Raw genomic sequence first — 20,330 nt, 5'->3', positions numbered from 1 at the left:
GCGGACACGTCATGGCCACTCCCGCAGCCCTCGAACTGGTCGCCGTCACCAAGCGCTACGATACGACGCTGGCGGTCGACAACGTCAACCTGAAGATCCCGGCGGGCACCTATTGCTGCCTGCTCGGCCCCTCCGGCTGCGGCAAAACCTCGACCTTGCGCATGATCGCGGGCCATGAGGCGGTCAGCGCGGGCGACATCATCCTGGGCGCACAGAACGTCACGGACCTCGCGCCCGCCAAGCGCGGCACGGCGATGATGTTCCAGTCCTACGCGCTGTTTCCGCATCTGACCGTGCTCGACAACGTCGCCTTTGCGCTGAAGATGCGCGGCGTCGACCGCGCGAACCGGCACAGACGCGCCGGCGAGTTGCTCGAGCTCGTGGCAATGAGCCCCTATGCGGGCCGGCTCCCGGCGCAGCTCTCCGGCGGCCAGCAGCAGCGCGTCGCGCTTGCCCGCGCGCTCATCACCGAGCCGCAGATCCTTTTGCTCGACGAGCCGCTCTCCGCGCTCGACCCGTTCCTGCGGGTGAAGATGCGCGGCGAATTGAAGCGGCTGCAGCGCGAACTCGGCATCAGCTTCATCCAGGTCACCCACGGCCAGGAAGAGGCGATGGCGCTCGCCGACCACATCGTGGTGATGAACCATGGCCGCATCGAGCAGCAGGGCACGGCCCGCGACATCTTCCACCATCCCCACACCGAATTCGTGGCACGCTTCATCGGCGGTCACAACGTGCTCAGCGACGCCGGCCGGAGGATCGCCGTGCGCGCCGATCAGCTCGGCATCGTGCCGTTCGCCGACGGCGCGTTCGGCGCGCCGGCGCTGCTGACCCAGACCGAATACCAGGGCTCCTATGTCGCCGTCTCGCTCACGCTCGACGATGGCACCGCCCTGTTCTCCCATATTCCCGAAGCCACCTTCGACGTGCACCCGTTCCGTCCGGGCGATCGCGTGCTCGCCACCTGGGACCCCGCCAAGGCGCAGCGCCTGCAATAGCGCCAATCGTTCGTGACAATGCGCAACAGAGGAGTGACTGATATGACCGAGACCACCAGGACGACCGGCGTCAGCCGCCGCACGCTACTCAAGGGCACCGCGGGTCTTGCCGGCCTTGCCGCCGGCTCCGGCGCCATCACCGGTTTCCCCTACGTGATGTCGGCCGAGCCGAAGGTGCTGCGCTATCTCGGCACCGCCGTGAACGAAGGCGACGACATTTCGAAACAATGCCTGAAGGACACAGGCATCAAGATCGAATACATCACGGCCACCACCGACGACGTCACCAAGCGCGTGATGACCCAGCCGAACTCGTTCGACGTGCTGGACACCGAATATTTCTCGCTGAAGAAGCTCGTGCCGTCGGGCAACATCCTTGCGCTCGATGCCAAGAAGATCAAGGAATTCGACAACATCACGCCTGTCTTCACCAAGGGCGAGACGCCCGGCGGTAAGAAGATCGGCAATCAGGGCACCGCGCCCTGGAAGGTGCTCTATCTCGAAGGCAAGGACTCCAAGACCTTCGCCAAGACCGCGACCGAATTCGTCACGCTGATCCCGACCGTCTACAACGCCGACACGCTCGGTATCCGGCCCGACCTGATCAAGCGGCCGATCAGCTCGTGGTCCGAGCTGCTCAATCCCGAGTTCAAGGGCAAGGCCTCGATCCTCAACATCCCCTCGATCGGCATCATGGATGCCGCGATGGTCGTGGAGGCCACCGGCAAGTACAAATATGCCGACAAGGGCAACATGACCAAGGAGGAGATCGATCTCACCATGAAGGTGATGACGGAAGCCAAGAAGGCCGGCCAGTTCCGCGCGTTCTGGAAAGACTTCAACGAGAGCGTCAACCTGATGGCCTCGGGCGAGACCGTGATCCAGTCGATGTGGTCGCCGGCGGTGACGAAGGTGCGCTCGATGGGCATCGCCTGCACCTTCCAGCCGCTGAAGGAAGGCTACCGTTCCTGGGCCTCGGGCTTCTGCGTGTCCAAGGGCGTATCGGGCGCAAAGCTCGACTGGGCCTATGAGTTCGTCAACTGGTTCCTGTCCGGCTATGCCGGCGCCTATCTCAACCGCCAGGGCTACTACTCCGCCGTGCTCTCCACCGCGAAGGCGCACATGGAGCCCTACGAGTGGGCGTACTGGATGGAAGGCAAGCCGGCCGAGAAGGACATCAAGGCGCCCGACGGCTCGCTGCTGGAGAAGGCCGGCGCCGTGCGTGACGGCGGCTCCTACGAGGACCGCATGGGCGCGGTCGCGTGCTGGAACGCGGTGATGGACGAGAACGATTACATGGTCCGCAAGTGGAACGAGTTCATCGCCGCGTGATGGACACCTCCGAAAACATCCTGCAGCAGGCTTCCCCGGGCTTTGCCCGGGGATCGGACACAGCACGTGCCGCGAAGGCGGCGCGCCTGTCGCCGTCCTTCATCTCCTGGCTCCAGGCCGGACCGATGATGCTGGTGTTTCTCGCCTTCTTTCTGATCCCGCTGGTCTTCGTCGTCATCGTCTCCTTCTGGGACTACAACGAATACCAGCTCCTGCCGGCGTTCTCGGGCCGCGGCTACACCGACACGTTCGAGGGCTGCATCGCACAACTCCCCGATCTCTGCACCATCGGCAAGACTTATCTGAAGACACTGAAACTCTGCTTCCTGGTCTGGGCGATCACGCTCTTCATCGGATTCTGGGTCGCCTATTTCCTCGCCTTCCACGTCAAGTCGAAGACCTGGCAGATGGGACTGTCGCTGCTCTGCACGATCCCGTTCTGGACCTCCAACGTCATCCGCATGATTGCCTGGATCCCGCTGCTCGGCCGCAACGGTCTGGTCAATTCGGGACTGGTCAAGACCGGGCTGATCAATCAGCCGGTCGAATGGCTGCTCTATTCCGAATTCTCGGTGGTGCTGGCGCTCGTCCACCTCTTCACCTTCTTCATGGTGGTGCCGATCTTCAATTCGATGGTGCGCATCGACAAGTCGCTGATCGAGGCCGCCTATGACGCCGGCGCCACCGGCTTCCAGACCCTCGTCAACGTCGTCATTCCCTTGGCCAAACCCGGCATCGTGATCGGCTCGATCTTCGTCATCACCATCGTGATGGGCGATTTCATCACCATCGGCGTGATGGGCGGCCAGCAGATCGCCGCCGCCGGCAAGATCATCGAGACGCGGCTGAACGCGCTGCAATTCCCGGCAGCCGCCGCAAACGCGGTCATCCTGCTCGCGATCACCTTCCTGATCATCACCATGATGTCGCGCATCGTCGACATCCGGAAGGAGCTGTGAGCAATGAAGGAGGGACGTCCGCGCAGCTTCTATGTTCTCGCGATCTTCTTCGCGGCCTATGTGCTGTTTCTGTACGGGCCGATGATCGCGATCTACATCCTGTCGTTCCAGGGGCCGCAGGGCGGCCTCACCTTTCCGATGAACGGGATATCGACCTTCTGGCTGGCAAAACTGTTCGAGGGCACAGGCATCGTCGATCTCGGCGCCGCCTTCCGCCGCTCGCTGCTGCTCGGCCTCGTGGTGATGGCCGTCACCGTCGTGCTGTCGGTCGCCGCCGGCATGGCCTTCCGCCGCAGGTTCAGGGCGCAGAGCATTCTGTTCTATTCGGCGATCGCGAGCCTCATCGTTCCCTCGATCATCACCTCGCTCGGCATCTCCCTCGAATTCCGCATCGTCGACGATCTGATCAAGCGCTACTTCAACGAGAATTTCGAGACCTCGATGGGCCTGCTCACCTCTGGCCTTGGCGCGCACCTGACCTGGACGCTACCGTTCGGGCTCTTGATCATGTTCGCGATCTTCAACCGCTTCGATCCCAGGCTGGAGGAAGCCGCGCGCGATCTCGGCGCGACGCCCTGGCAGACCTTCCGCCACGTCGTGCTGCCGATCATCCTGCCTTCGGTGATCGGCATCGGTCTGTTCGGCTTCACGCTGTCTTGGGATGAACTCGCACGCTCCAGCCAGGCGATCGGGCCGGTGAACACGCTGCCGCTCGATCTCCAGGGGCTCACCACGACGGTGACGAAACCCGACATCTATGCGCTCGGCACGGTGATCTCGCCGGTGTCCTTTGCCGTGATCACGCTTGCGCTCGGCACCATCCATATGTTGAACAAGCGGCAGGCGGCGAAGGGTTCGGACGCCGGCAAGGGACTTGTCTGATCTGATGCGACTTCACGTCGTCAATCCCAACACCACGGCGACGATGACGGCGAAGATTGCCGCCGCCGCGCGCGCTTCCGCGTTGCCCGATACGGTGATCGATGCACGCCAGCCGACGATGGGCCCAGCCTCGATCGAGGGCTTTTACGACGAGGCCTTCGCCGTGCCCGGCATGCTCGGCTGCATCCGCGAGGCCGATCGCGACGGCGCTGACGCCCACATCATCGCCTGCTTCGACGACACCGGCCTCGATGCCGCGCGCGCGGCCGCACGTGCGCCGGTGATCGGCATCGGCGAAGCAGGCTTCCACATGGCGAGCCTGATCGCCGCACGCTTTGCCGTGGTGACGACGCTCAGTGTCTCCATCGTGCCGATCGAGCATAATCTGATGAAGTACGGCCTCGCCGCGCGCTGCGCCCGCGTCCGCGCCGCGGAGGTGCCGGTGCTCGCGCTCGAGGAGCGCAATGCTGACGCGCTCGCAAAAATCTCCGCGGAGATCACGGCCGCGATCCGCGACGATCGCGCGGAGGCGATCGTGCTCGGCTGTGCCGGCATGGCGGACCTGGCGGCTGAGCTAGCCGGCGCACACGGCCTCCCCGTGATCGACGGCGTTGCCGCAGCGGTGACGCTGGCGGAATCGCTGGTCCGGCTCGGGCTCAAAACCTCGCGACTCGGACCCTATGCGGCGCCGCGCGTAAAGACCTATTCCGGACCGTTTTCACCGTTTCAGCCGTAACGCCTGTGCGGACGACCCGGTTCATGAATCTTTTTTGACACGCGACAACCAAGCGACCCAAGTTTCGCCCTAACCTGTGTTAAGAGGCCGCACCAGTATTTCTACGGGGTTTCTATGAAAAAGAACGATGTCACGTGTTCCGCGTGTGGCGCCGGTTTTCGCCGGCTTGAACTGGCGACGCCGCCGGCAAGCCAAGGCGAGTATCGATGCCCGGCCTGCGACGAGGTCGTGGAGAGGTTCGACGGTCAAGCATTCATTGCCTACCGCATGACCATCCAGCCTTCGATGAAGGCCGCCCGCCCGTAGCGGACGACGTGACAAGCTTCATGTGACGGCCCGGATCTGGCCCCGTCACGACACGACCTGCTCCTCGTCTACGCCGGATCCGGCATGGGCGGGGAGTTCTTTTTTGGGTAAGCCGGTCTCGATTTTCAGAACAGGCGATCCCTTCGGCACTGGAACAATTGCGTTTTTGGCCTGCGGCCTCCTTTTCGTCCCATTCCTTGCCGAAATGTAACGTTTTCGGGACCTCCCGGCGGCCACAGGTTGCCGGTCTTCGCCTCCAAGTTTCAATTTGGATGTCGTCAGCGATGATCGATCTCGCAGAGGATAGACCGACCAATCCCCTCCTTCGTCTCGGCCCTCAGCCAATCGCGCTGACTGCCGCAACCCTTCTGCTGCTGATCGCCGGTGTCACTTCGATCGCGATCTGGCGCGTCTACACTGGCCACGCGCCGGAGACCGATCGGGTGGTGATGTCCCGGCAGCTCCAGGCCCGCGCCGCACAGGCCTCCGAACAGCTCGTCGAGAAGACCAAGGGGCTGGAAGCCACCCAGCAGGAGTCGATCGATCAGCTACAGGTCGTGCAGGATCAGCTCCAGACCGTGAAGCGGCTTCTGGCGGCGCAGCAGGCCGAGACCAAGCGCCTGTCGGAGCAGGTCACGGGCCTAACCGAGTCCGTCGATGGGCTGCGGCAGTCCTTCGCCAGCACCCGGGCCAGCGAGGCCGACACGCCGACGGTCACCCGGCGCAAGCCGGCCCGCCGGGCGCATGCGAGCGCCCGGTCCCGCAGGTCACGCGGCTGATTCGGCGGCGGAATGCCCCGACCTAAATTTCGCCAGTTGTGAACTGGATCACATTCGCCCGTATGATTCCGCGTCATGCTTGCCGGTACCGGATGGCGTGAGCCAATTTCAATATCCGGGGCTGGCAAGGTCGTTGACGGTATACTGCGTCAACGGCCTTGTTTTTTATTTTTTACGCCGCGACGGGCCGTCCTGTCCTAATCGCAGACATCGACGCGGCGGATCCGCCATCCTGCGGGCGTCATGACGCGCTGCCGCGCGACGTAGCAGCCGCCGTACCCGCCGTCGTCATAGCCGGCGCCGTAATAATAGGGATCGCCGTAATAGGGGTAGCCGTAACCGTAATAGCCGCCGTAAAACCCTGCGCCGGCGAGACCCGCACCGATTGCGACACCGGGCCAGAAACCGCCGCCGTGCCAACCATGGCCCCAGCCGCCGCCGTGAAATCCGCCACCGTGGAAAGCGCCGCCATGGAAGCCCCCGAAACCACCCCGCGCCTGCGCCGCCTGAGGCGCCGACAGTCCGACCGCCGCAACGGCCAGGGCGGCCATGATCATCTTGCGTAACATCGCTCAACCCTCCGTGTGGAAACCGTCCACACTTCAAAGCAAGGGCAAGCTAATGTCCCTTGGAGCTTTGGGACAGGCGTACTGGCTCACTTCCACGCGAGGGTCAGCAGCCGCGGCAGATGCTCTTCATCTTCTTGTCGAGCTTCTCGTTCTCGGTCTTGACCGCAGCATCTGCACCCTCGCCCGTACCCGTCGTGACGCCGCGCGCTGCGTTCGGGCCCGAGGATTGGGCTGTGCCGAGACTGTTGGTGCCGGGCGGCGGCGCCGGTGCGTTGGCAACGCCGCCGCCCGATCCGGTGCCGCCCGTGCCCTGCGCGAGCGACGCGACCGGCATTGCAGCGATGCCGCAGATCACGATCAAGGCTTTGCCTGAAACGGTTGCGGACGACCTGGTCATCGGAAATTCTCCTTTGCCGGTCAACGATGCCGGCGCGGACCCGTTCCGGAACAAATCCCGTCACGTCCGCTTGACGCAGGGAGGCAACCACGATCATGCGCAAACTGATCGCGTTCGACGAGGATACGTTCGACAAGCTGAAGCAACTGGGGCGCGACAGGATGGCGACGTTTCAGGAACTCGCGGATGAAGCCTTTGCCGATCTGTTGAAGAAGCACGGCATTCCCATCGACCTCAGGGACGCATTGCGCAAGAGCGCCAGGCTCGACAGTGAATCGAGCAAGCTAACCGCGCGCCCCAAAGCCAGAAAGGCGAAATCACGATGACAGATCGCGATCCCTTTGCGGAAGGCGAACGCGCCGCGCGCGAAAACATTCCAGCCGAAACCAACCCATACCAGGAAGGCAGCGACGAGCATGCGCTGTGGGCCGCGGGTCACGAGAAGGTGGCGACCTCAAAAGAGACACCCGGGTCCGAGGGAAGCTGACACGTCACCGCTGATCAGATAAGGCGCCGATCGCTATGCGGCCGCCACCATCTTCTCGGTCCGGTCCTCGACCATGGTCACGAACATGTGGGACTCCTCGCCGGCCCCGCCGATCTGGATCCGGCGGGCGCAGATCACGCGGCGCCCGCGAACGGGATTGTCGATGGTGTCGACGATCGGCTCGAGCTGCTGCTTCTGCGCGAGAAGCTGCTGGTCGCGCCGCTCGATCAATTCGGCTGCCTCCGCGGAGAACAATTCCCGCGCGGTCTTGCCGATGATCTCGGCCCGCGACATGCCGATCATCTTCTCGGCGGCCCTGTTGACGAAGACGTAGCGCAGGTTGCGCGCGTCCTTGGCGATGATGCCTTCGGCGACGTTCTCGATGATGGTGGCGAGGAAGCGCTCCATCCGCTCGAGGATACGCTGCTGCTGCCGCTGTTCGGTGACGTCCTCCTGCACCGAGACCCAGCCGCCACCGTCCATCGGACGCTCGTAGATCTTGATGGTGCGACCGTCGTTCAGGTTGATTTCATAGGCCGCCGGCTCGCGCCTGGCGATGCGGTCGCGGACCGCCGCAACATATTTCGTGACGTCGCCGCTGAACAATCCGCTTCTAACCCGATGCTGCAGAATCTCCTCGAGCGTCGATCCGGCCTGGATCGTCTCGGGCAGATTGTAGATGCGCCGGTAATTGCTGTTCATCGCGACCACGCTGGTCTTGCCGTCGAGCATGATCAGTCCCTGCGGCATACTGGTGATTGCGGCCGAGAGCTGCCATTTCTTGGCCTGGTACTTGTCGTTGAACTTGTCGCGCTCGGTCATCGCCGCGTCGCGCGCCTGCGCGGTGCCGAGCTCGAGCTCCTCGAGCTCGAAGATACGGGCGACGGCGTCGCGGAAGTTCTGGACCGCGCGTGCGAGGTGACCGATCTCGTCGTGGCGTCGCAGATGCGGCACCTCGCTCTTGACGTCGCCGGCGGCGATCCGGTCGGTCGCCTGCGTGATGTCGGACAGCGCGCCCACCACCGAGCCACGCATGACGACGACGTTCAGCCCCGCGAGGAGCAGCGCCGCGAGTCCAAGCGCGAACAGATAGGCGGCAGCATAGCGGTTCTCGTTCGCGAGCTCGTCCGCCTCGCGGGCGCGCTCCCTGTAGATACGTGCGAGCGCCTCGATATCGCTGTTGAGTTTGCTGCGCAGCGTCCGGTTGGCGTCGTTGTCACCCCATTCGCGTGCCGCGGCCGTGCTGATCTCCAGTCCGCGTCGCACCAGCTCCTGGCGGAAATCGATGAACTGCGCGATGCGCTGCCGGAAAGTGGAGAACAGTTCGGCGTCGTCGTCGCCGATGGTTGCCTCCATGCCTTTCACCACCTCGGCAAGCTCACGATTGCGCTGCAGCAGCGCATCGGCGAACGGTTTCGCCCGCCCGCGATCGGCGGACATGTAGATGCCCCGCGATTCCATCACGACTGCATAGATCAGCGCGTTGATGCGGCCGATGTTGATGGCCGCTTCGGCCGAGGACGCATGCATGTGTCGATAGGTCGTCTGCAACCGCACGGACTGGATCGACATCACCAGCAGGAAGGTGGTGACGATCGCGAGAAAACCGGCGATGCTGTAGACCTTTTCCGCGACGCTCAGCGTGTCTGCACCGCGCGCGAAACGAACGAACTTGCCCAATAGTTTGGTTCCGGCATCGATCCCGGATCCGAGCGCCGCAGCATCCATGGCGCCACCCCCCTGGTTGAAAACGCTCCAGGGTAGGCACGATCACGCTAGTGAGAACTTAAAACTCCGACCGGTATTTTTACGGTCCGGAACCGCGCGGTGCGTGGTCACGCTCGCGCTCCGAAGGCGACCGCCGGGCCTCAGCCGATCCGCTTCAGCCCCTTGTTGAAGCGCGGACCGTTGGCGACGTAGAACTTCGCCGCACTTCCCATTTTCTGGACCTGGGCATCATCCAGCGTGCGGATCGCGCGCGCGGGCGAGCCGATGATCAGCGAACGTTCGGCAAATTCCTTGCCCTCGGTGATGACGGAGCCCGCGCCGACGATGCTGTTGCGACCGATCTTCGCGCCATTCATCACGATCGAACCCATGCCGACAAGCGCGCCGTCCTCGATCGTGCAGCCGTGCAGAATGACGTTATGACCGACGGTGCAGTTCTTGCCGATGACGAGCGGAAACCCGAGATCGGTGTGGCAGGTCGAGCCGTCCTGCAAGTTGGAGCCCTCGCCAATCTCGATCCACTCGTTGTCGCCGCGCAGCACGGCGCCGAACCAGACGCTTGCGCCCGGCTTCAGGCGCACGCGGCCGATCACGGTCGCGGTCTCCGCGATGAAGTAATTGCCGTCGGCGGGAAGATCGGGCGCCTGCCCGTCGAGCTCGTAGATCGCCATTGAGGGTCTCCTGTCACGCTGACCCTGGCATAGCGAAACGGCGGGCTTGAAGCAAAGGGCCGCCGTGCCGGCAGCCCCTGGAACGCGGCTATCAGGCCAGGACACCGGCCGCGCGCAGCGTCATCAGGAAGAAGGTGCCGCTCATCATGCTCCAGAAGCCGGCGATGACGGTCGCCATCATCACGAATTCAAAGCGGCGGCTTTCCACCCGCATCCCGCGCAGCGTGTTGCGCATAATGATGAAGGGGGCGGCGAACACCAGGAACGGCACCGCTGCGAAGGTCTTCGGGGCTACGCCCTCCTGCAGCAACCCGAAACCTGCGGGCCGCTGCGCGATCGCCTGGTATCCGTTGACGAGCGCGCCCGCGAGCGCAAATCCGATGCAGATCGAGAAGAACGTATTCAGGGTCTCAGGTGTCATCGGAACGGTTCCGCACTTACGCAACGCCGGGCACCTTCCTGTGACAAAAAGCGCGCCTTAACGCTACATTATCCTTAAGGGACGGTTAACGGCGCCGGGCGGCGTACGCAGAGCCCCCTCGCGCCTGCCAGCAGCCGGGAATGCTCCGCGAAACCGCTGTCGCATGGCATAGTCGCGACTGATTCGTCGGCCATCGGCCGACTTCCCCGGCTCACGCGCGCAAGTTCATGACGGTGTTTTCGGCAGCCTCCCCTCGCTCCCACAGGATGCGCACGCGGGCGCATCTCGTCCCGATCGTGCTCAGCGGCACCGTGGCGGCGAGTGCGGTCGCGCTGGTCGCCTATCTCCTGTGGCCGACCTGGGGCGCTGGCGGGGTGAACGCGCCCGACAAATTGCCGGTGAGCGTCGGCGGCACGCTGTTCAACGTGCCGATCGCCGCGATCCGGATGAAGATCCAGCGACACTCCGGACCGCAGGAGCGCATCGATCTCGACTTCCTCTATCCCTCGCTAGAGCCCCCGGGCGCACCGAAGCACGTCACGGCCGACACCGTGGACGAGGCGATGCAGCCGATCGACCGCATCTTCCTGTCGATCGCGGCGCACCACGATGCGCTGGCGCCTGAACTGCGCGTCAGCACGATCTATCCGCGCTATCTCGACCAGGCGACGACGATGCCCGAAGATGGGCTGACGATGCGAATGTTCCGCAGCGAGACCCCCTATGGCAGCGAGGATCTGTTTTCCGGCGTGAACCCGGCCTTGACCGCGCGCTGCACGCGCGATGCCGCAACCCCGGGCATGTGTCTCGCGGAACGCCGCGCCGACGGCGCCGATCTCACCTTCCGCTTTCCGCGGAGCTGGCTGTCGCAATGGCGCGAGGTGGCGTCGGCTATGGACAGGCTGACGGTGCAGCTCCGCGGGCCGAAGGGCTGAGCGCGGCCTCTCTGCCCTGCCGTGAGATCAGCTTTGCAGGACGGGGCGGAGCCGCCCGCCGAAAATATCGAAAACAACCCCATGCAAAGTGGCCGGGCGCCGGCACGATGCATTTCGTATTTTTCGAATAAGACTTGATGCGTCGGGCAAAACAGGGGCAAGATGGCATCATCGCGAACCTCGGGCCTGTCGCACCGGATCAGCCATAGCGGACAATTTCGATCTCAAACCCCAATGCAATCAATCGTTCTATTGGAATAGCTTCATATTAAGAAAGTTACGTTTTGGTGGTCATCGAAAGGTGGATCGATCCGCGCCGATGATGAATGTCTATATCGAGATTCTACTTTTTCAGCTTCCGCTCTATGGACTCATCATTGGGGCCGCTTACGGCTCTTGGCTCGCGATCAACCGTCGTCAGTATCTGTTCGCGCTCTTCCTCGCGGCGATAGCCGTTCTTCCGTTTGGGAGTTACCTTTATTCGTTTGTGGAAGCGCGGTTCGTCGCTCCTATCGCGCGTAAAGCCGAGGTGGAATCTTGGCAACGGATGCGTATTACTCGCGATAACAAGCCTCGTACGTTCATTACGACATTGGGAAACAGCGGCGGCTCAATAGCAAAGACGCTGGTTGGACTTGGTCGTTTTGAGAAAGCCTACGGCTTGATTGGCGACGATTGGTACTCTTTTGAACGAATACCGGGGTCGGTATGCGCTGAGCCTCATTACGATGCGCTCTCGCTTCATCGACAGGATGAAGCGCGCGAATCAACCGCATGCGTTTCCGCTACGAAACTCGGACGGCGATTCGCTGCCACGCCGCAAATCGCAGAGCCACATTTGCGCTTGCTGACCGATGCCGCCGCTCCGTCCCATCACCAAAGCGGCGGAAAGGTATATGCCGGCGACACTCTTGAGCTTAGGCTCGTTTCCGAGGAAGGCGACCAGCTCGTTTCATTCTGGGAAGCTGCGCATTTCGACGTTCCCGCCTTCCCGCCGATACTGGTGAATGGAGAGAAAGGCTGGATCAAGAAGTCATTCGCGGCTGATCACGCTCCCCGCCCCGAGCCAACTAAGTTCGTTTTAGACGCACTGGGCGATGTCTAGATCTAGCGCCGGACGCGATCCGTCGGGTTTTCTGGCGAATCACCGTAGTTTGGGTTTTCGCAGATGTTGCCTTGTGGCCTATCGCGTCATTTGCCGCGCCTGCACAAAAGTCGCCGCTACCGGAGCAAAGCCGACATGACCGAAGCTTATGAACACGCGCCCCAGATCACCAACCCAGCGCGTCAGTCGCGAAGCTTCTGCGCGCGGTAAGGGCTTGGCGTCGTTCCAACGGCATTGCGGAAGGCGCGATTGAAATTGGCCTGCGAGTAGAATCCCGCGGCATAGGCGATGTCGACCAGCGGGCGATCGCTGGTGGACAATAGCCGCTTGGCGAGATCGAGACGCTGACGGCTGACATATTCGAGCGGCGCCGCGCCCATCGCCGCCTTGAAGCTGCGGGAGAAATCGCCGGCCTCATGCGCGCCACGGACGCCAGATCCTCGACCGTGAAATCGCGCTCGACCGATGCGTCGATGAACTCCGTCACGAGCGAGAGCCGCTTGGCGTCGAGCGGCTCGCATTCTTGCAAAGAAATAGAATGACGGGGTCGCGCGCCGCGCGGCCCCGACTGAACGACGCGGTCGTCGCTACTCCTGATCGACGAGATCGTCTTCGAGGATCGCCATCTGGAACTGGAACGAGCGGTCGTCGTCCTCGTCGTCGACGAAGAGCACGCCGATGAACTCCTCGCCGATATAGACCTCGGCGGAGTCGTCCTTCTTCGGCCGCGGCACGACGCGGATCTTGGGATTGCCGAATACGCGCTTCAAATACGCGTCGAGCTTCCTCACTTCCTTAACGTCCACGGCAAGTCTCCAATCGAAATCTGAGTTGGCGGGGTTTTAGGACGAGACGCGACGAACCGCCAGCATGAATTCCCGAGAATTTTGGGGACGATCGGGGCGGAAAATCCCGCCCCTTGTGAAAATCAAAGCCCCATCGCGTTGATCATCTGGTCCATGGTGCGCGACGGCTCGGCGCAGCCGGCCTCGCCGACGATCTTGGCGGGCACGCCGGCGACGGTGACGTTGTGCGGCACCGGCTTCACCACGACCGAGCCCGCAGCAATGCGCGCGCAATGCCCGACCTCGATGTTGCCGAGGATTTTTGCACCCGCGCCGATCATGACGCCGTGGCGGATTTTTGGATGACGGTCCTCGTTCTCCTTGCCGGTGCCGCCAAGCGTGACGCCGTGCAGGATCGAGACGTCGTCCTCGATGACAGCGGTCTCGCCGCAGACGAAGCCGGTGGCGTGGTCGAGGAAGATGCCGCGGCCGATGCGCGCGGCGGGATTGATGTCGGTCTGGAACACCGCCGAGGCGCGGCTCTGGAGATAGAAAGCGAAATCCTTGCGGCCCTTCAGATAGAGCCAGTGCGCGAGACGATGGGTCTGGATCGCATGGAAGCCCTTGAAGTAGAGCAAGGGATCGATGAAGCGCGAGGTCGCCGGATCGCGGTCGTAGACGGCGACGAGGTCGGCGCGGAAGGCGTTGCCGAGATCGGGATCCTCGCGCAGCGCTTCGTCATAGGTCTGGCGCACGAGGTCGCCCGAGAGCGCGGAGTGATCGAGCCGGTCGGCGAGACGGTGCACCACCGAATCCTCCAGGCGGCTGTGATGCAGCACCGTCGAATAGATGAAGGTCGCAAGCTCCGGCTCGCGATGCACGATGTCCTCGGCTTCGCTCCGCACCCGATCCCAGATCGGATCGAGGGATGCGAGCTTTCCACCCGGATTGACCTGATGCACTGCCATGGGATCTGCTCTTTCGAATTGGCTCGTTTTACTGGGTCTATAGCACAGCTTAGGCGACAAAGTCCTGACCGGCTTGCCTGAGAGTGAACAGCGCCTTGACCCACGAAAGCTCGCCAAAGCCTTGAATCAAAACAACTTATTCTGACGCCCCCAGGTAGCAGTGTCGGCTCAAGGTGGTCAGAGTTTCGTCAAATTCAAGCCGGGCCGCGTCAAACTATTGGTGAATTCCGCCTCAACGGTTATTGCGGGCATTCTCCGACGGAACGGGGACCGGACTTGAGTATCACCACCGAAATATCGCGCGCCCGCGCCGCAGGATCGCTTTGGCTCCGGCTGGCCGCGGTCGCGCTGCCCCTCCTCATGATCGCGCCGGCATTCTGGAACGGCTATCCCCTGCTTCAATGGGATACAGGCGGCTACCTCGCGCGCTGGTACGAGGGTTACCTCGTCCCGAGCCGCTCCACGGTGTTCGGACTGTATCTGCACTACGGCGAGGGCTTTGGCTTCTGGATCAATCTCGCCCTCCAGTCGCTGGCAACGCTGTGGCTGTTGCAGCTTACCCTGCGCGTGCTCGGCCTGATGCAGACGTCCCGCTTCGTCGCGATCAGCCTGCTCCTGATCCTGTCGACTGCGCTGCCCTGGCTCGCCAGCATGCTGCTCACCGACATCTTCGCGGGGCTGTCGGTGCTGTCACTGTTCCTTCTAATCGTCGGAGGAGATCGGATCTCGGGCCTCGAACGACTCTCGCTGTTCGGCTTCACCGCTTTTGCCGCCGCGACACACAGCGCTACGCTCGGCGTGCTGTTCGGGCTCTGCGCCGTCGGCTGGATGGCGCGGCCGTTCCTCAAGTGCCGTCTTCCGCGGTCGGGACTGGCTCAGGCGAGCCTCACCATCATCGTGGGCGGCCTGATGCTGGTGTCGGCGAATCATGCGTTGTCGGGCAAATGGGCGTGGACGCCCGGCGGCTATGGCGTCGCCTTCGGCCGCATGATGCAGGACGGCATCGTCGCACGCTATCTCAACGACCACTGCCCGCGCGAAAGCTTCAAGCTCTGTCCCTATCGCAACGAGCTGCCGGCGACCGCCGACGAGTTCTTGTGGGGCAAGAGCATGTTCAACACGCTCGGCCGGTTCGAGGGGATGAACGACGAGATGGGCTATATCGTCGTGCACTCGCTCGCCGACTATCCGGCCTGGCAGGCCGGCGCGGCATTGAGGGCAATGGGCCAGCAATTGCTGCATGTGGCGACCGGCGAAGGCACCAATGGCTGGATTCCGCACACCTACGGCATCATCGAGCGCTACATCCCGGCGCAGGTCAAGCCGATGCGCGCCGCGCGCCAGCAGCATTGGGGCGTCGATTTCGACTACGTCAATTGGTTGCACGTGCCGGTTGCGCTTTTCTCGATGCTGGCGCTGCTCGGCCTGCTCGCGCACGCGCTGGCGAACCGCCGGCTCGACGATCTGACGCTGCTCGGAGCAACGGTGACGCTGGCGCTGCTCGGCAACGCCTTCATCTGCGGCGTGATCTCGGGCCCGCACGACCGCTACGGCGCACGGATGGTGTGGCTTGCGACCTTCGTGGTGCTGATGGCGCTGGCGCGCCACTTCGGCGACGAGGAGCCGGCAGAGGGGACGTCAGCCGCGGCGTGAGAGGAAGTCGAGCACGCCGGTCTTGTACACCTTGTCGCCGACCGCGCGCATGTGATCGCGGCCAGGAATGTCGAGCACTTCCGAGCCGGGAATGATCGCGCCGAGCGCGCTGGCCGAGCCTGCGACCTCGTCATTGCTGCCGACTGCGATCAGCACAGGCACGTCGATGCGCCCAGCTTCACCCCTCGTCATGAGCTCACGGGTACCGCGCAGGCAGGCTGCGAGCGCACGGTGGTCGGAGCGGGTCTGATCGGCGAAGGCGCGGAAGGTGCGCCCGACCGGATCGGTGACGTCGTCGAGCGACGGCGCTTCCAGCGCCTTGGCCACGTTCTCCCCAGGCCCGGTACCTTCGATCAGACCGCCGATGCCGATACCGCCGAGGATCGCCGAGCGCAGGCGCTGCGGCTCGTTGAGCCCGAGCCAGGCCGTCATGCGCCCACCCATCGAGTAGCCCATGATGTCGGCCTGCGGGATGCCAAGATGATCCATAAGTGCGAGCACATCCCCGGCCATGGTCGGGATCGAATACTGCGCGGGCTCGTAGAGCTTTGAGCTTTCGCCATGGCCGCGATTGTCGAGCGCGATCACACGACGGCCGTTCTTGCGCAATTCCGAGACCCAGGTCGGATAGACCCAGTTCACGTTCTTGCTGGAGGCAAAGCCGTGCAGCAGGAAGATCGGATCGCCCTCGCCTTCGTCGAGATAGGCAATTTCGACAGCGCCGTTGTGGAAGCTCGGCATCACATATTCCGCGTTGTGAGGGGAAAGGTTGATTTTAGGCCTTGATGGCCGCGCCCGCCAGAGCGGCCTCAGCCGCGATCTGTGCCTGGCGCAATCTCCGCCGCCGTCTGCGATCGCACCAGCCTTGCGTGAGGCGCTCGGTCGTCGCCTTGATCGAGGATAACAGGCCGAACAGTGTCATCGCCGCGCCGAACAGCCACAGCGCAAGATCGAACGCGCCGCCGGCGAGCAGCAGCGCGCCGCGGCCGAGGAGCTTGATGATCGCGCGCGTCTTGCTGCCCTGCGCTTCGGCAAGCCGGGCTGCGCGCGCGACATCCTTCGGGCCTTCAGCGATGCGCAGCGTGTCCATGGCGCCGCGCGTGCCGGTTTTTTCAGCAACGCGTGTGACATCCTTGCCGAACCGGACCAGCGCGCCGGCCTTCTCGGCACGGAACGCGGCCTTGATCGCGCTCGCGGTCTCGCGCGGCCGGAGCACCGATCCCGAGGCAACCGCGTTCTGGAGCATCGGCGTGTCGACCACCTCACGTGCTGACCGGCCGGCCCATGCCGCCAGTCCCTCGCTGAGCCGCCCTACTTTGCGGGCGTCCTTGACCAGCGTCAGCCCGGCGCGCACCGGCGCTGCGCCGCCCACGGACACGTAGGTCGCGGCCGTCACTGCAAGGCCCACGGCAGCAAGTCCGAGCACGAGGCGATCGGTATCCTCGCCCATGGCGAGATGCTTGCCCTCGCGCACCACATCCCTGATGTCGCCGATCACGAAGAGATCGCCGGCGACCGTTCCCGACAAGCTCGCGACATCATCGGCGCTGCCGGTGATCAGGCCGGTGGCGAACCGCCTTGCGAAATGCGAGGTGGAATTTTCATCCGTGACCGCATCGCTCACCCGGTTCAGGAGGTCGTCGGGAAGCGCGATGTTGCGGTCACGCGCGAGCTCGACGAAGCTATTGGCAAGATCGGCATCATTCGCTGCAAGCGCGGCCTCGATGTTATCCTGAACCAGACGCTCATTCTGTCGCAGAACATCGTTGAGCTTGAGCTCGGACAGCACCGCCGGATCGTCCTTTGCGATCAAGATCGCGCCGGCCTCGCGGGCATGCGGCACCACCTGCACGAGCATGAAGCTGCATGCCGCGATGCCGGTCAACGCAGTGCTGATTCGTAGCCACCTCATGCGCACAACCTGGTCGCTCGCCTGATCGTTCGTCTTTCGTCGGAAATGTGCCCGTCCACAGAAATAGTATGCCAAATTTGCGACACAACGTCCCCGACGAAAGAAGGGCTTCTCCGAGGCGACAAGATTGTGTCGAATTTGCATGAGCAAATGAGCATGGGGCAGTTGCGAACCTTTCGGTTCCGCTGGACTAGCAATCATCTGCACCCCCCAGTATGGTCCGCCGCGTTAAAAAGCGCTGTGTGACCAGTGATTGTGTCCGCCGCCATTGCCACTCCAGGATGAACTACGATGTCCGACCATGTCGTCCCGCACTTCCATAACGATGCCGGTGTCCCCGTCATCGAGATCGGCTCGCAGGAGTTCATGTGCGTGGGCGCCAACCCGCCGTTCGATCATCCGCACGTCTTCCTCGACCTCGGCAACGACAACGAGATCATCTGCCCCTATTGCTCGACGCTGTATCGCTTCGCGGCCGACCTGAAGGCCGGCGAGGCCCGGCCGCCGGAATGCGTCCTGAAAGACAAGGTGGCCTGACCGTTTCATCGGTCAGGGGTGGCCCGCTCCCGAACGATCGCCATCGCCGGTGCCGGAATCGGAGGGTTGACGGCTGCGCTCGCGCTCGCGGCCAGGGGCTTTCGCGTCGTCGTACTGGAAAAGGCTGAGCGGCTCGAGGAAGTCGGCGCCGGTCTGCAGCTCTCACCCAATGCGAGCCGGGTACTGGTCGAGCTCGGCCTTGAGGACCGGCTGAAGCTGCGGGCCGTGACTCCGGATGCGGTCTGCGTGATGAGCGCGCGCGCCGGCGGCGAATTGCTGCGCATGCCGCTTGGTGAAGCCGCATCGACGCGCGCCGGCGCCCCCTATTGGGTGGTGCACCGTGCCGATCTGCAATCGGCCCTCGCCGGAGCAGTCTCCGACCATCCGGACGTCGAGCTGAAGCTGGGCGCGACCTTCGAGGACGTGGCGCCCCATGCCAAGGGGCTGACCATCGTCCACCGCAGCGGCACGATTCGTCGCAACGATTTGGCGAGCGCGCTGATCGGCGCCGACGGCGTCTGGTCGACGGTGCGCAAACAGCTCTTTCCCGACGTCCAGCCGCGCTTCTCCGGACTGATCGCTTGGCGCGGCACTTTCGAGGCCACGCAGCTCCCCAGGGAATACACCGCGCGCCGGGTCCAGCTCTGGATGGGCCCGAACGCCCATCTGGTCGCCTATCCGATTGCGGGCGGACGCCAGATCAACGTGGTCGCGGTGCTGCCGGGAACATGGAACAGGCCCGGCTGGAGTACACCGGGCGATCCGTCCGAAGTGATGGATGCCTTCGCCGCGCCGCGCTGGCCAGCCTCTGCGCGGATGATGCTCGGCGCGGTCGATAGCTGGCGCAAATGGGCGTTATTCACTCTTCCCGAGGGCTGTGGCTGGAGCAAAGGACCGATTGCGCTGCTCGGCGACGCCGTGCACGCGATGCTGCCATTTGCGGCCCAAGGCGCCGGCATGGCGATCGAGGATGCTGCCGTGCTCGCCCAGCATCTGACTGGCGAGGCTGCCGAGAGCGCGGCCGGCATCGCCGCTGCGCTGAAGCAATACGGGCGGGCACGGCAGGCCCGCGTCCGCCGCGTGCAGCGGACCGCGCGGCAGCAGGGTCGCATCTATCATTTCACCGGCCCGCTCGCGATCGCGCGCGATCTTGCGATCCGCGCGCTCGGGCCGGAGCGCATGCTGGCGCGGCAGGACTGGATCTACGGCTGGCGCCACTGAGGCCAACGCGCAGGGCCGCCGCGTCTCAGCGGACCGCGCTATTGAATTTTGGGGGCGGGCTTAATGACCGGTCGCTGCGGAGTAGACACGGACGGCGTGGCGTCCGGCGGCGTTTCCCGGCACTTGTTGCGGCGCCAGGCCTCTTCCGCAAAATGCGCCTGCCCGCGCGCGGCGATGTAATCATTGCGATAGGCAAGCTCGGACACGACCGCGCCGCCGGCCCCCGTCTCCGCCTTGTCCATCAGCTTCTGCAACGCGACGGTGCGGCTGGCGAGCGTCTTGCGTTCGGTCTCGAGCTGCTTGCAATCGTACAATTCGTACTTGCCGGGATCGGCGAAGGCCGGTGAGACCGTGTCGCTCATGCCGGCGCAGCCGGACAGCGCGAAGCCGGCCGCGACCAGCGCGGCGAGCGCACTGCAGGCGCGCAGGCAATTTAGGATCGAAGCAGGCATGCCGGATCAATAGTCCCCTTGGATTGAGAATGCCTAAAGCAACAACAGATGTCCGGATTGAGGCTTTGCCTTGCGCGGCCGCCTCGCTTAAGGAAGAAGCGCCCATCCGGCCTTACGAAGCGCCAATTCCAGACGGCCGAAGGGGCTTTAAGTGTTTGATCTCGTTGGATCAAGCGGGCATGGCGGAATTGGTAGACGCAAGGGACTTAAAATCCCTCGGTGCGCAAGCGCTGTGCCGGTTCGACCCCGGCTGCCCGCACCACGAGGTCCGACGGCACGAGCTGCCGGGCAAGCAGGATCCAGAAGCAGACCAACGCGGTCGCGAGCTGGCCGAAGCCGTCCATGAAGGCATTGCCGGAGATCGAGGCCAATGTGGGTGCGACGATCGCGACCGTCAGCACGGCGGCGAGCGCGGCGGCCGGAAGATCGGCGATGAGAACGGCGACATAGAGCGCCAGCTCGAAGAAGGCGTATTCCTTGAGGCGCGGCGAGCAAAG

General features: G+C 63.7%; 26 protein-coding genes and 1 tRNA gene. 16 read left to right on the top strand and 11 right to left on the bottom strand.

Translation table 11 applies throughout. The features are described from left to right. Positions 1-11 precede the first annotated feature (11 nt). The 7 genes from MTR72_RS28120 to MTR72_RS28090 all read left to right on the top strand — a co-directional run bounded on the left by MTR72_RS28120 (position 12) and on the right by MTR72_RS28090 (position 5,992). On the top strand, positions 12-998 hold the full coding sequence (locus tag MTR72_RS28120; RefSeq protein ID WP_280970120.1) for an ABC transporter ATP-binding protein: 987 nt from the start codon (positions 12-14) through the stop codon (positions 996-998). Between the two features lie 42 nt (positions 999-1,040). Then, complete coding sequence (locus MTR72_RS28115; RefSeq protein ID WP_280970119.1) at positions 1,041-2,330, top strand: ABC transporter substrate-binding protein; 1,290 nt, start codon at positions 1,041-1,043, stop codon at positions 2,328-2,330. After that, complete coding sequence (locus tag MTR72_RS28110; protein ID WP_280970118.1) at positions 2,330-3,289, top strand: ABC transporter permease; 960 nt, start codon at positions 2,330-2,332, stop codon at positions 3,287-3,289. Before MTR72_RS28115 ends, MTR72_RS28110 begins: the two co-directional genes overlap by 1 nt. Positions 3,290-3,292: 3 nt before the next feature. After that, a complete protein-coding gene (locus tag MTR72_RS28105; protein WP_341511591.1) occupies positions 3,293-4,171 on the top strand; it encodes an ABC transporter permease in 879 nt (292 codons plus the stop codon). 4 nt (positions 4,172-4,175) lie between these two features. Then, positions 4,176-4,907, top strand: a complete 732-nt coding sequence (locus tag MTR72_RS28100; RefSeq protein WP_280970116.1) for an aspartate/glutamate racemase family protein — start codon at positions 4,176-4,178, stop codon at positions 4,905-4,907. 114 nt (positions 4,908-5,021) lie between these two features. Then, positions 5,022-5,213 carry a hypothetical protein gene (locus MTR72_RS28095; protein WP_280970115.1) on the top strand — a complete coding sequence of 64 codons (192 nt, stop codon included), beginning with the start codon at positions 5,022-5,024 and terminating at the stop codon, positions 5,211-5,213. 284 nt (positions 5,214-5,497) lie between these two features. Then, positions 5,498-5,992 (top strand): hypothetical protein, encoded by a 495-nt coding sequence (locus tag MTR72_RS28090; protein WP_280970114.1) that lies wholly within the window; start codon positions 5,498-5,500, stop codon positions 5,990-5,992. Positions 5,993-6,189: 197 nt separating this feature from the next. Here the strand turns inward: MTR72_RS28090 and MTR72_RS28085 are convergent, their stop codons facing one another. Together MTR72_RS28085 and MTR72_RS28080 are read right to left on the bottom strand one after the other, a co-directional pair. Then, positions 6,190-6,561 carry a hypothetical protein gene (locus MTR72_RS28085; protein WP_280970113.1) on the bottom strand — a complete coding sequence of 124 codons (372 nt, stop codon included), beginning with the start codon at positions 6,559-6,561 and terminating at the stop codon, positions 6,190-6,192. 103 nt (positions 6,562-6,664) lie between these two features. Beyond that, on the bottom strand, positions 6,665-6,958 hold the full coding sequence (locus MTR72_RS28080; RefSeq protein ID WP_280970112.1) for a hypothetical protein: 294 nt from the start codon (positions 6,956-6,958) through the stop codon (positions 6,665-6,667). Between the two features lie 95 nt (positions 6,959-7,053). Between MTR72_RS28080 and MTR72_RS28075 the strand changes: the two genes are divergently transcribed. After that, positions 7,054-7,284: a hypothetical protein gene (locus MTR72_RS28075; RefSeq protein ID WP_280970111.1), complete on the top strand. Its 231-nt coding sequence runs from the start codon at positions 7,054-7,056 to the stop codon at positions 7,282-7,284. Beyond that, positions 7,281-7,445: a hypothetical protein gene (locus MTR72_RS28070; RefSeq protein WP_280970110.1), complete on the top strand. Its 165-nt coding sequence runs from the start codon at positions 7,281-7,283 to the stop codon at positions 7,443-7,445. The genes MTR72_RS28075 and MTR72_RS28070 overlap by 4 nt, the downstream gene beginning before the upstream one ends. A gap of 33 nt (positions 7,446-7,478) precedes the next feature. Here the strand turns inward: MTR72_RS28070 and MTR72_RS28065 are convergent, their stop codons facing one another. The 3 genes from MTR72_RS28065 to MTR72_RS28055 all read right to left on the bottom strand — a co-directional run bounded on the left by MTR72_RS28065 (position 7,479) and on the right by MTR72_RS28055 (position 10,265). Beyond that, positions 7,479-9,173, bottom strand: a complete 1,695-nt coding sequence (locus tag MTR72_RS28065; RefSeq protein ID WP_280970109.1) for a PAS-domain containing protein — start codon at positions 9,171-9,173, stop codon at positions 7,479-7,481. Positions 9,174-9,313: 140 nt separating this feature from the next. Then, complete coding sequence (locus tag MTR72_RS28060) at positions 9,314-9,844, bottom strand: gamma carbonic anhydrase family protein (protein WP_280970108.1); 531 nt, start codon at positions 9,842-9,844, stop codon at positions 9,314-9,316. Between the two features lie 91 nt (positions 9,845-9,935). After that, on the bottom strand, positions 9,936-10,265 hold the full coding sequence (locus tag MTR72_RS28055) for a DUF6949 family protein (RefSeq protein WP_280970107.1): 330 nt from the start codon (positions 10,263-10,265) through the stop codon (positions 9,936-9,938). 227 nt (positions 10,266-10,492) lie between these two features. Between MTR72_RS28055 and MTR72_RS28050 the strand changes: the two genes are divergently transcribed. Next, positions 10,493-11,200, top strand: coding sequence for a hypothetical protein (locus tag MTR72_RS28050; protein ID WP_280970106.1), 708 nt, complete (start codon positions 10,493-10,495; stop codon positions 11,198-11,200). 319 nt (positions 11,201-11,519) lie between these two features. Next, on the top strand, positions 11,520-12,305 hold the full coding sequence (locus MTR72_RS28045) for a hypothetical protein (RefSeq protein ID WP_280970105.1): 786 nt from the start codon (positions 11,520-11,522) through the stop codon (positions 12,303-12,305). Positions 12,306-12,487: 182 nt separating this feature from the next. On the opposite strand, the gene MTR72_RS28040 is transcribed toward MTR72_RS28045, so the two are convergent. The 3 genes from MTR72_RS28040 to cysE all read right to left on the bottom strand — a co-directional run bounded on the left by MTR72_RS28040 (position 12,488) and on the right by cysE (position 14,058). Further along, positions 12,488-12,685 (bottom strand): helix-turn-helix transcriptional regulator, encoded by a 198-nt coding sequence (locus MTR72_RS28040; RefSeq protein ID WP_280970104.1) that lies wholly within the window; start codon positions 12,683-12,685, stop codon positions 12,488-12,490. A 207-nt stretch (positions 12,686-12,892) separates the two neighbouring features. Beyond that, positions 12,893-13,111: a DUF3126 family protein gene (locus MTR72_RS28035; protein WP_007602550.1), complete on the bottom strand. Its 219-nt coding sequence runs from the start codon at positions 13,109-13,111 to the stop codon at positions 12,893-12,895. 122 nt (positions 13,112-13,233) lie between these two features. Further along, positions 13,234-14,058 (bottom strand): serine O-acetyltransferase, encoded by an 825-nt coding sequence (gene cysE / locus MTR72_RS28030; RefSeq protein ID WP_280970103.1) that lies wholly within the window; start codon positions 14,056-14,058, stop codon positions 13,234-13,236. Between the two features lie 276 nt (positions 14,059-14,334). On the opposite strand from cysE, the gene MTR72_RS28025 reads away from it, so the two are divergent. Then, positions 14,335-15,711, top strand: a complete 1,377-nt coding sequence (locus MTR72_RS28025) for a hypothetical protein (protein ID WP_341511590.1) — start codon at positions 14,335-14,337, stop codon at positions 15,709-15,711. Here MTR72_RS28025 and MTR72_RS28020 read toward each other — a convergent pair. Both MTR72_RS28020 and MTR72_RS28015 read right to left on the bottom strand, forming a co-directional pair. After that, the gene (locus tag MTR72_RS28020) at positions 15,697-16,452 is read right to left on the bottom strand and encodes an alpha/beta fold hydrolase (RefSeq protein ID WP_280970101.1); all 756 of its coding nucleotides are present in this window, start codon (positions 16,450-16,452) and stop codon (positions 15,697-15,699) included. The genes MTR72_RS28025 and MTR72_RS28020 overlap by 15 nt on opposite strands. Positions 16,453-16,486: 34 nt before the next feature. After that, complete coding sequence (locus MTR72_RS28015) at positions 16,487-17,623, bottom strand: hypothetical protein (protein ID WP_341511589.1); 1,137 nt, start codon at positions 17,621-17,623, stop codon at positions 16,487-16,489. A 291-nt stretch (positions 17,624-17,914) separates the two neighbouring features. Between MTR72_RS28015 and MTR72_RS28010 the strand changes: the two genes are divergently transcribed. Further along, complete coding sequence (locus MTR72_RS28010; RefSeq protein ID WP_007602543.1) at positions 17,915-18,160, top strand: zinc-finger domain-containing protein; 246 nt, start codon at positions 17,915-17,917, stop codon at positions 18,158-18,160. Positions 18,161-18,178: 18 nt separating this feature from the next. Beyond that, positions 18,179-19,381, top strand: coding sequence for an FAD-dependent monooxygenase (locus MTR72_RS28005; protein ID WP_341511588.1), 1,203 nt, complete (start codon positions 18,179-18,181; stop codon positions 19,379-19,381). A 38-nt stretch (positions 19,382-19,419) separates the two neighbouring features. Here the strand turns inward: MTR72_RS28005 and MTR72_RS28000 are convergent, their stop codons facing one another. Continuing rightward, positions 19,420-19,833: a twin-arginine translocation pathway signal gene (locus MTR72_RS28000; protein ID WP_341511587.1), complete on the bottom strand. Its 414-nt coding sequence runs from the start codon at positions 19,831-19,833 to the stop codon at positions 19,420-19,422. 173 nt (positions 19,834-20,006) lie between these two features. Between MTR72_RS28000 and MTR72_RS27995 the strand changes: the two genes are divergently transcribed. Both MTR72_RS27995 and MTR72_RS27990 read left to right on the top strand, forming a co-directional pair. Further along, positions 20,007-20,095, top strand: a tRNA-Leu gene (locus MTR72_RS27995). Beyond that, positions 20,053-20,283, top strand: coding sequence for a hypothetical protein (locus MTR72_RS27990; protein WP_341511586.1), 231 nt, complete (start codon positions 20,053-20,055; stop codon positions 20,281-20,283). The genes MTR72_RS27995 and MTR72_RS27990 overlap by 43 nt, the downstream gene beginning before the upstream one ends. Positions 20,284-20,330: the final 47 nt, after the last annotated feature.

It is taken from the genome of Bradyrhizobium sp. ISRA442, from assembly GCF_038085055.1.
Lineage (GTDB): Bacteria > Pseudomonadota > Alphaproteobacteria > Rhizobiales > Xanthobacteraceae > Bradyrhizobium.
The sequence above is the reverse complement of the archived record's forward strand: the minus strand, read 5'-3'. Positions and strand labels throughout refer to the sequence as shown.

Excerpts from the sequence above, each read along its gene's own strand:
- MTR72_RS28120 (WP_280970120.1), top strand. The coding sequence starts at position 12 with ATGGCCACTCCCGCAGCCCTCGAACTGGTCGCCGTCACCAAGCGCTAC.
- MTR72_RS28115 (WP_280970119.1), top strand. The coding sequence starts at position 1,041 with ATGACCGAGACCACCAGGACGACCGGCGTCAGCCGCCGCACGCTACTC.
- MTR72_RS28110 (WP_280970118.1), top strand. The coding sequence starts at position 2,330 with ATGGACACCTCCGAAAACATCCTGCAGCAGGCTTCCCCGGGCTTTGCC.
- MTR72_RS28105 (WP_341511591.1), top strand. The coding sequence starts at position 3,293 with ATGAAGGAGGGACGTCCGCGCAGCTTCTATGTTCTCGCGATCTTCTTC.
- MTR72_RS28100 (WP_280970116.1), top strand. The coding sequence starts at position 4,176 with ATGCGACTTCACGTCGTCAATCCCAACACCACGGCGACGATGACGGCG.
- MTR72_RS28095 (WP_280970115.1), top strand. The coding sequence starts at position 5,022 with ATGAAAAAGAACGATGTCACGTGTTCCGCGTGTGGCGCCGGTTTTCGC.
- MTR72_RS28090 (WP_280970114.1), top strand. The coding sequence starts at position 5,498 with ATGATCGATCTCGCAGAGGATAGACCGACCAATCCCCTCCTTCGTCTC.
- MTR72_RS28085 (WP_280970113.1), bottom strand. The coding sequence starts at position 6,561 with ATGTTACGCAAGATGATCATGGCCGCCCTGGCCGTTGCGGCGGTCGGA.
- MTR72_RS28080 (WP_280970112.1), bottom strand. The coding sequence starts at position 6,958 with ATGACCAGGTCGTCCGCAACCGTTTCAGGCAAAGCCTTGATCGTGATC.
- MTR72_RS28075 (WP_280970111.1), top strand. The coding sequence starts at position 7,054 with ATGCGCAAACTGATCGCGTTCGACGAGGATACGTTCGACAAGCTGAAG.
- MTR72_RS28070 (WP_280970110.1), top strand. The coding sequence starts at position 7,281 with ATGACAGATCGCGATCCCTTTGCGGAAGGCGAACGCGCCGCGCGCGAA.
- MTR72_RS28065 (WP_280970109.1), bottom strand. The coding sequence starts at position 9,173 with ATGGATGCTGCGGCGCTCGGATCCGGGATCGATGCCGGAACCAAACTA.
- MTR72_RS28060 (WP_280970108.1), bottom strand. The coding sequence starts at position 9,844 with ATGGCGATCTACGAGCTCGACGGGCAGGCGCCCGATCTTCCCGCCGAC.
- MTR72_RS28055 (WP_280970107.1), bottom strand. The coding sequence starts at position 10,265 with ATGACACCTGAGACCCTGAATACGTTCTTCTCGATCTGCATCGGATTT.
- MTR72_RS28050 (WP_280970106.1), top strand. The coding sequence starts at position 10,493 with ATGACGGTGTTTTCGGCAGCCTCCCCTCGCTCCCACAGGATGCGCACG.
- MTR72_RS28045 (WP_280970105.1), top strand. The coding sequence starts at position 11,520 with ATGATGAATGTCTATATCGAGATTCTACTTTTTCAGCTTCCGCTCTAT.
- MTR72_RS28040 (WP_280970104.1), bottom strand. The coding sequence starts at position 12,685 with ATGGGCGCGGCGCCGCTCGAATATGTCAGCCGTCAGCGTCTCGATCTC.
- cysE (WP_280970103.1), bottom strand. The coding sequence starts at position 14,058 with ATGGCAGTGCATCAGGTCAATCCGGGTGGAAAGCTCGCATCCCTCGAT.
- MTR72_RS28020 (WP_280970101.1), bottom strand. The coding sequence starts at position 16,452 with ATGCCGAGCTTCCACAACGGCGCTGTCGAAATTGCCTATCTCGACGAA.
- MTR72_RS28015 (WP_341511589.1), bottom strand. The coding sequence starts at position 17,623 with ATGAGGTGGCTACGAATCAGCACTGCGTTGACCGGCATCGCGGCATGC.
- MTR72_RS28010 (WP_007602543.1), top strand. The coding sequence starts at position 17,915 with ATGTCCGACCATGTCGTCCCGCACTTCCATAACGATGCCGGTGTCCCC.
- MTR72_RS28000 (WP_341511587.1), bottom strand. The coding sequence starts at position 19,833 with ATGCCTGCTTCGATCCTAAATTGCCTGCGCGCCTGCAGTGCGCTCGCC.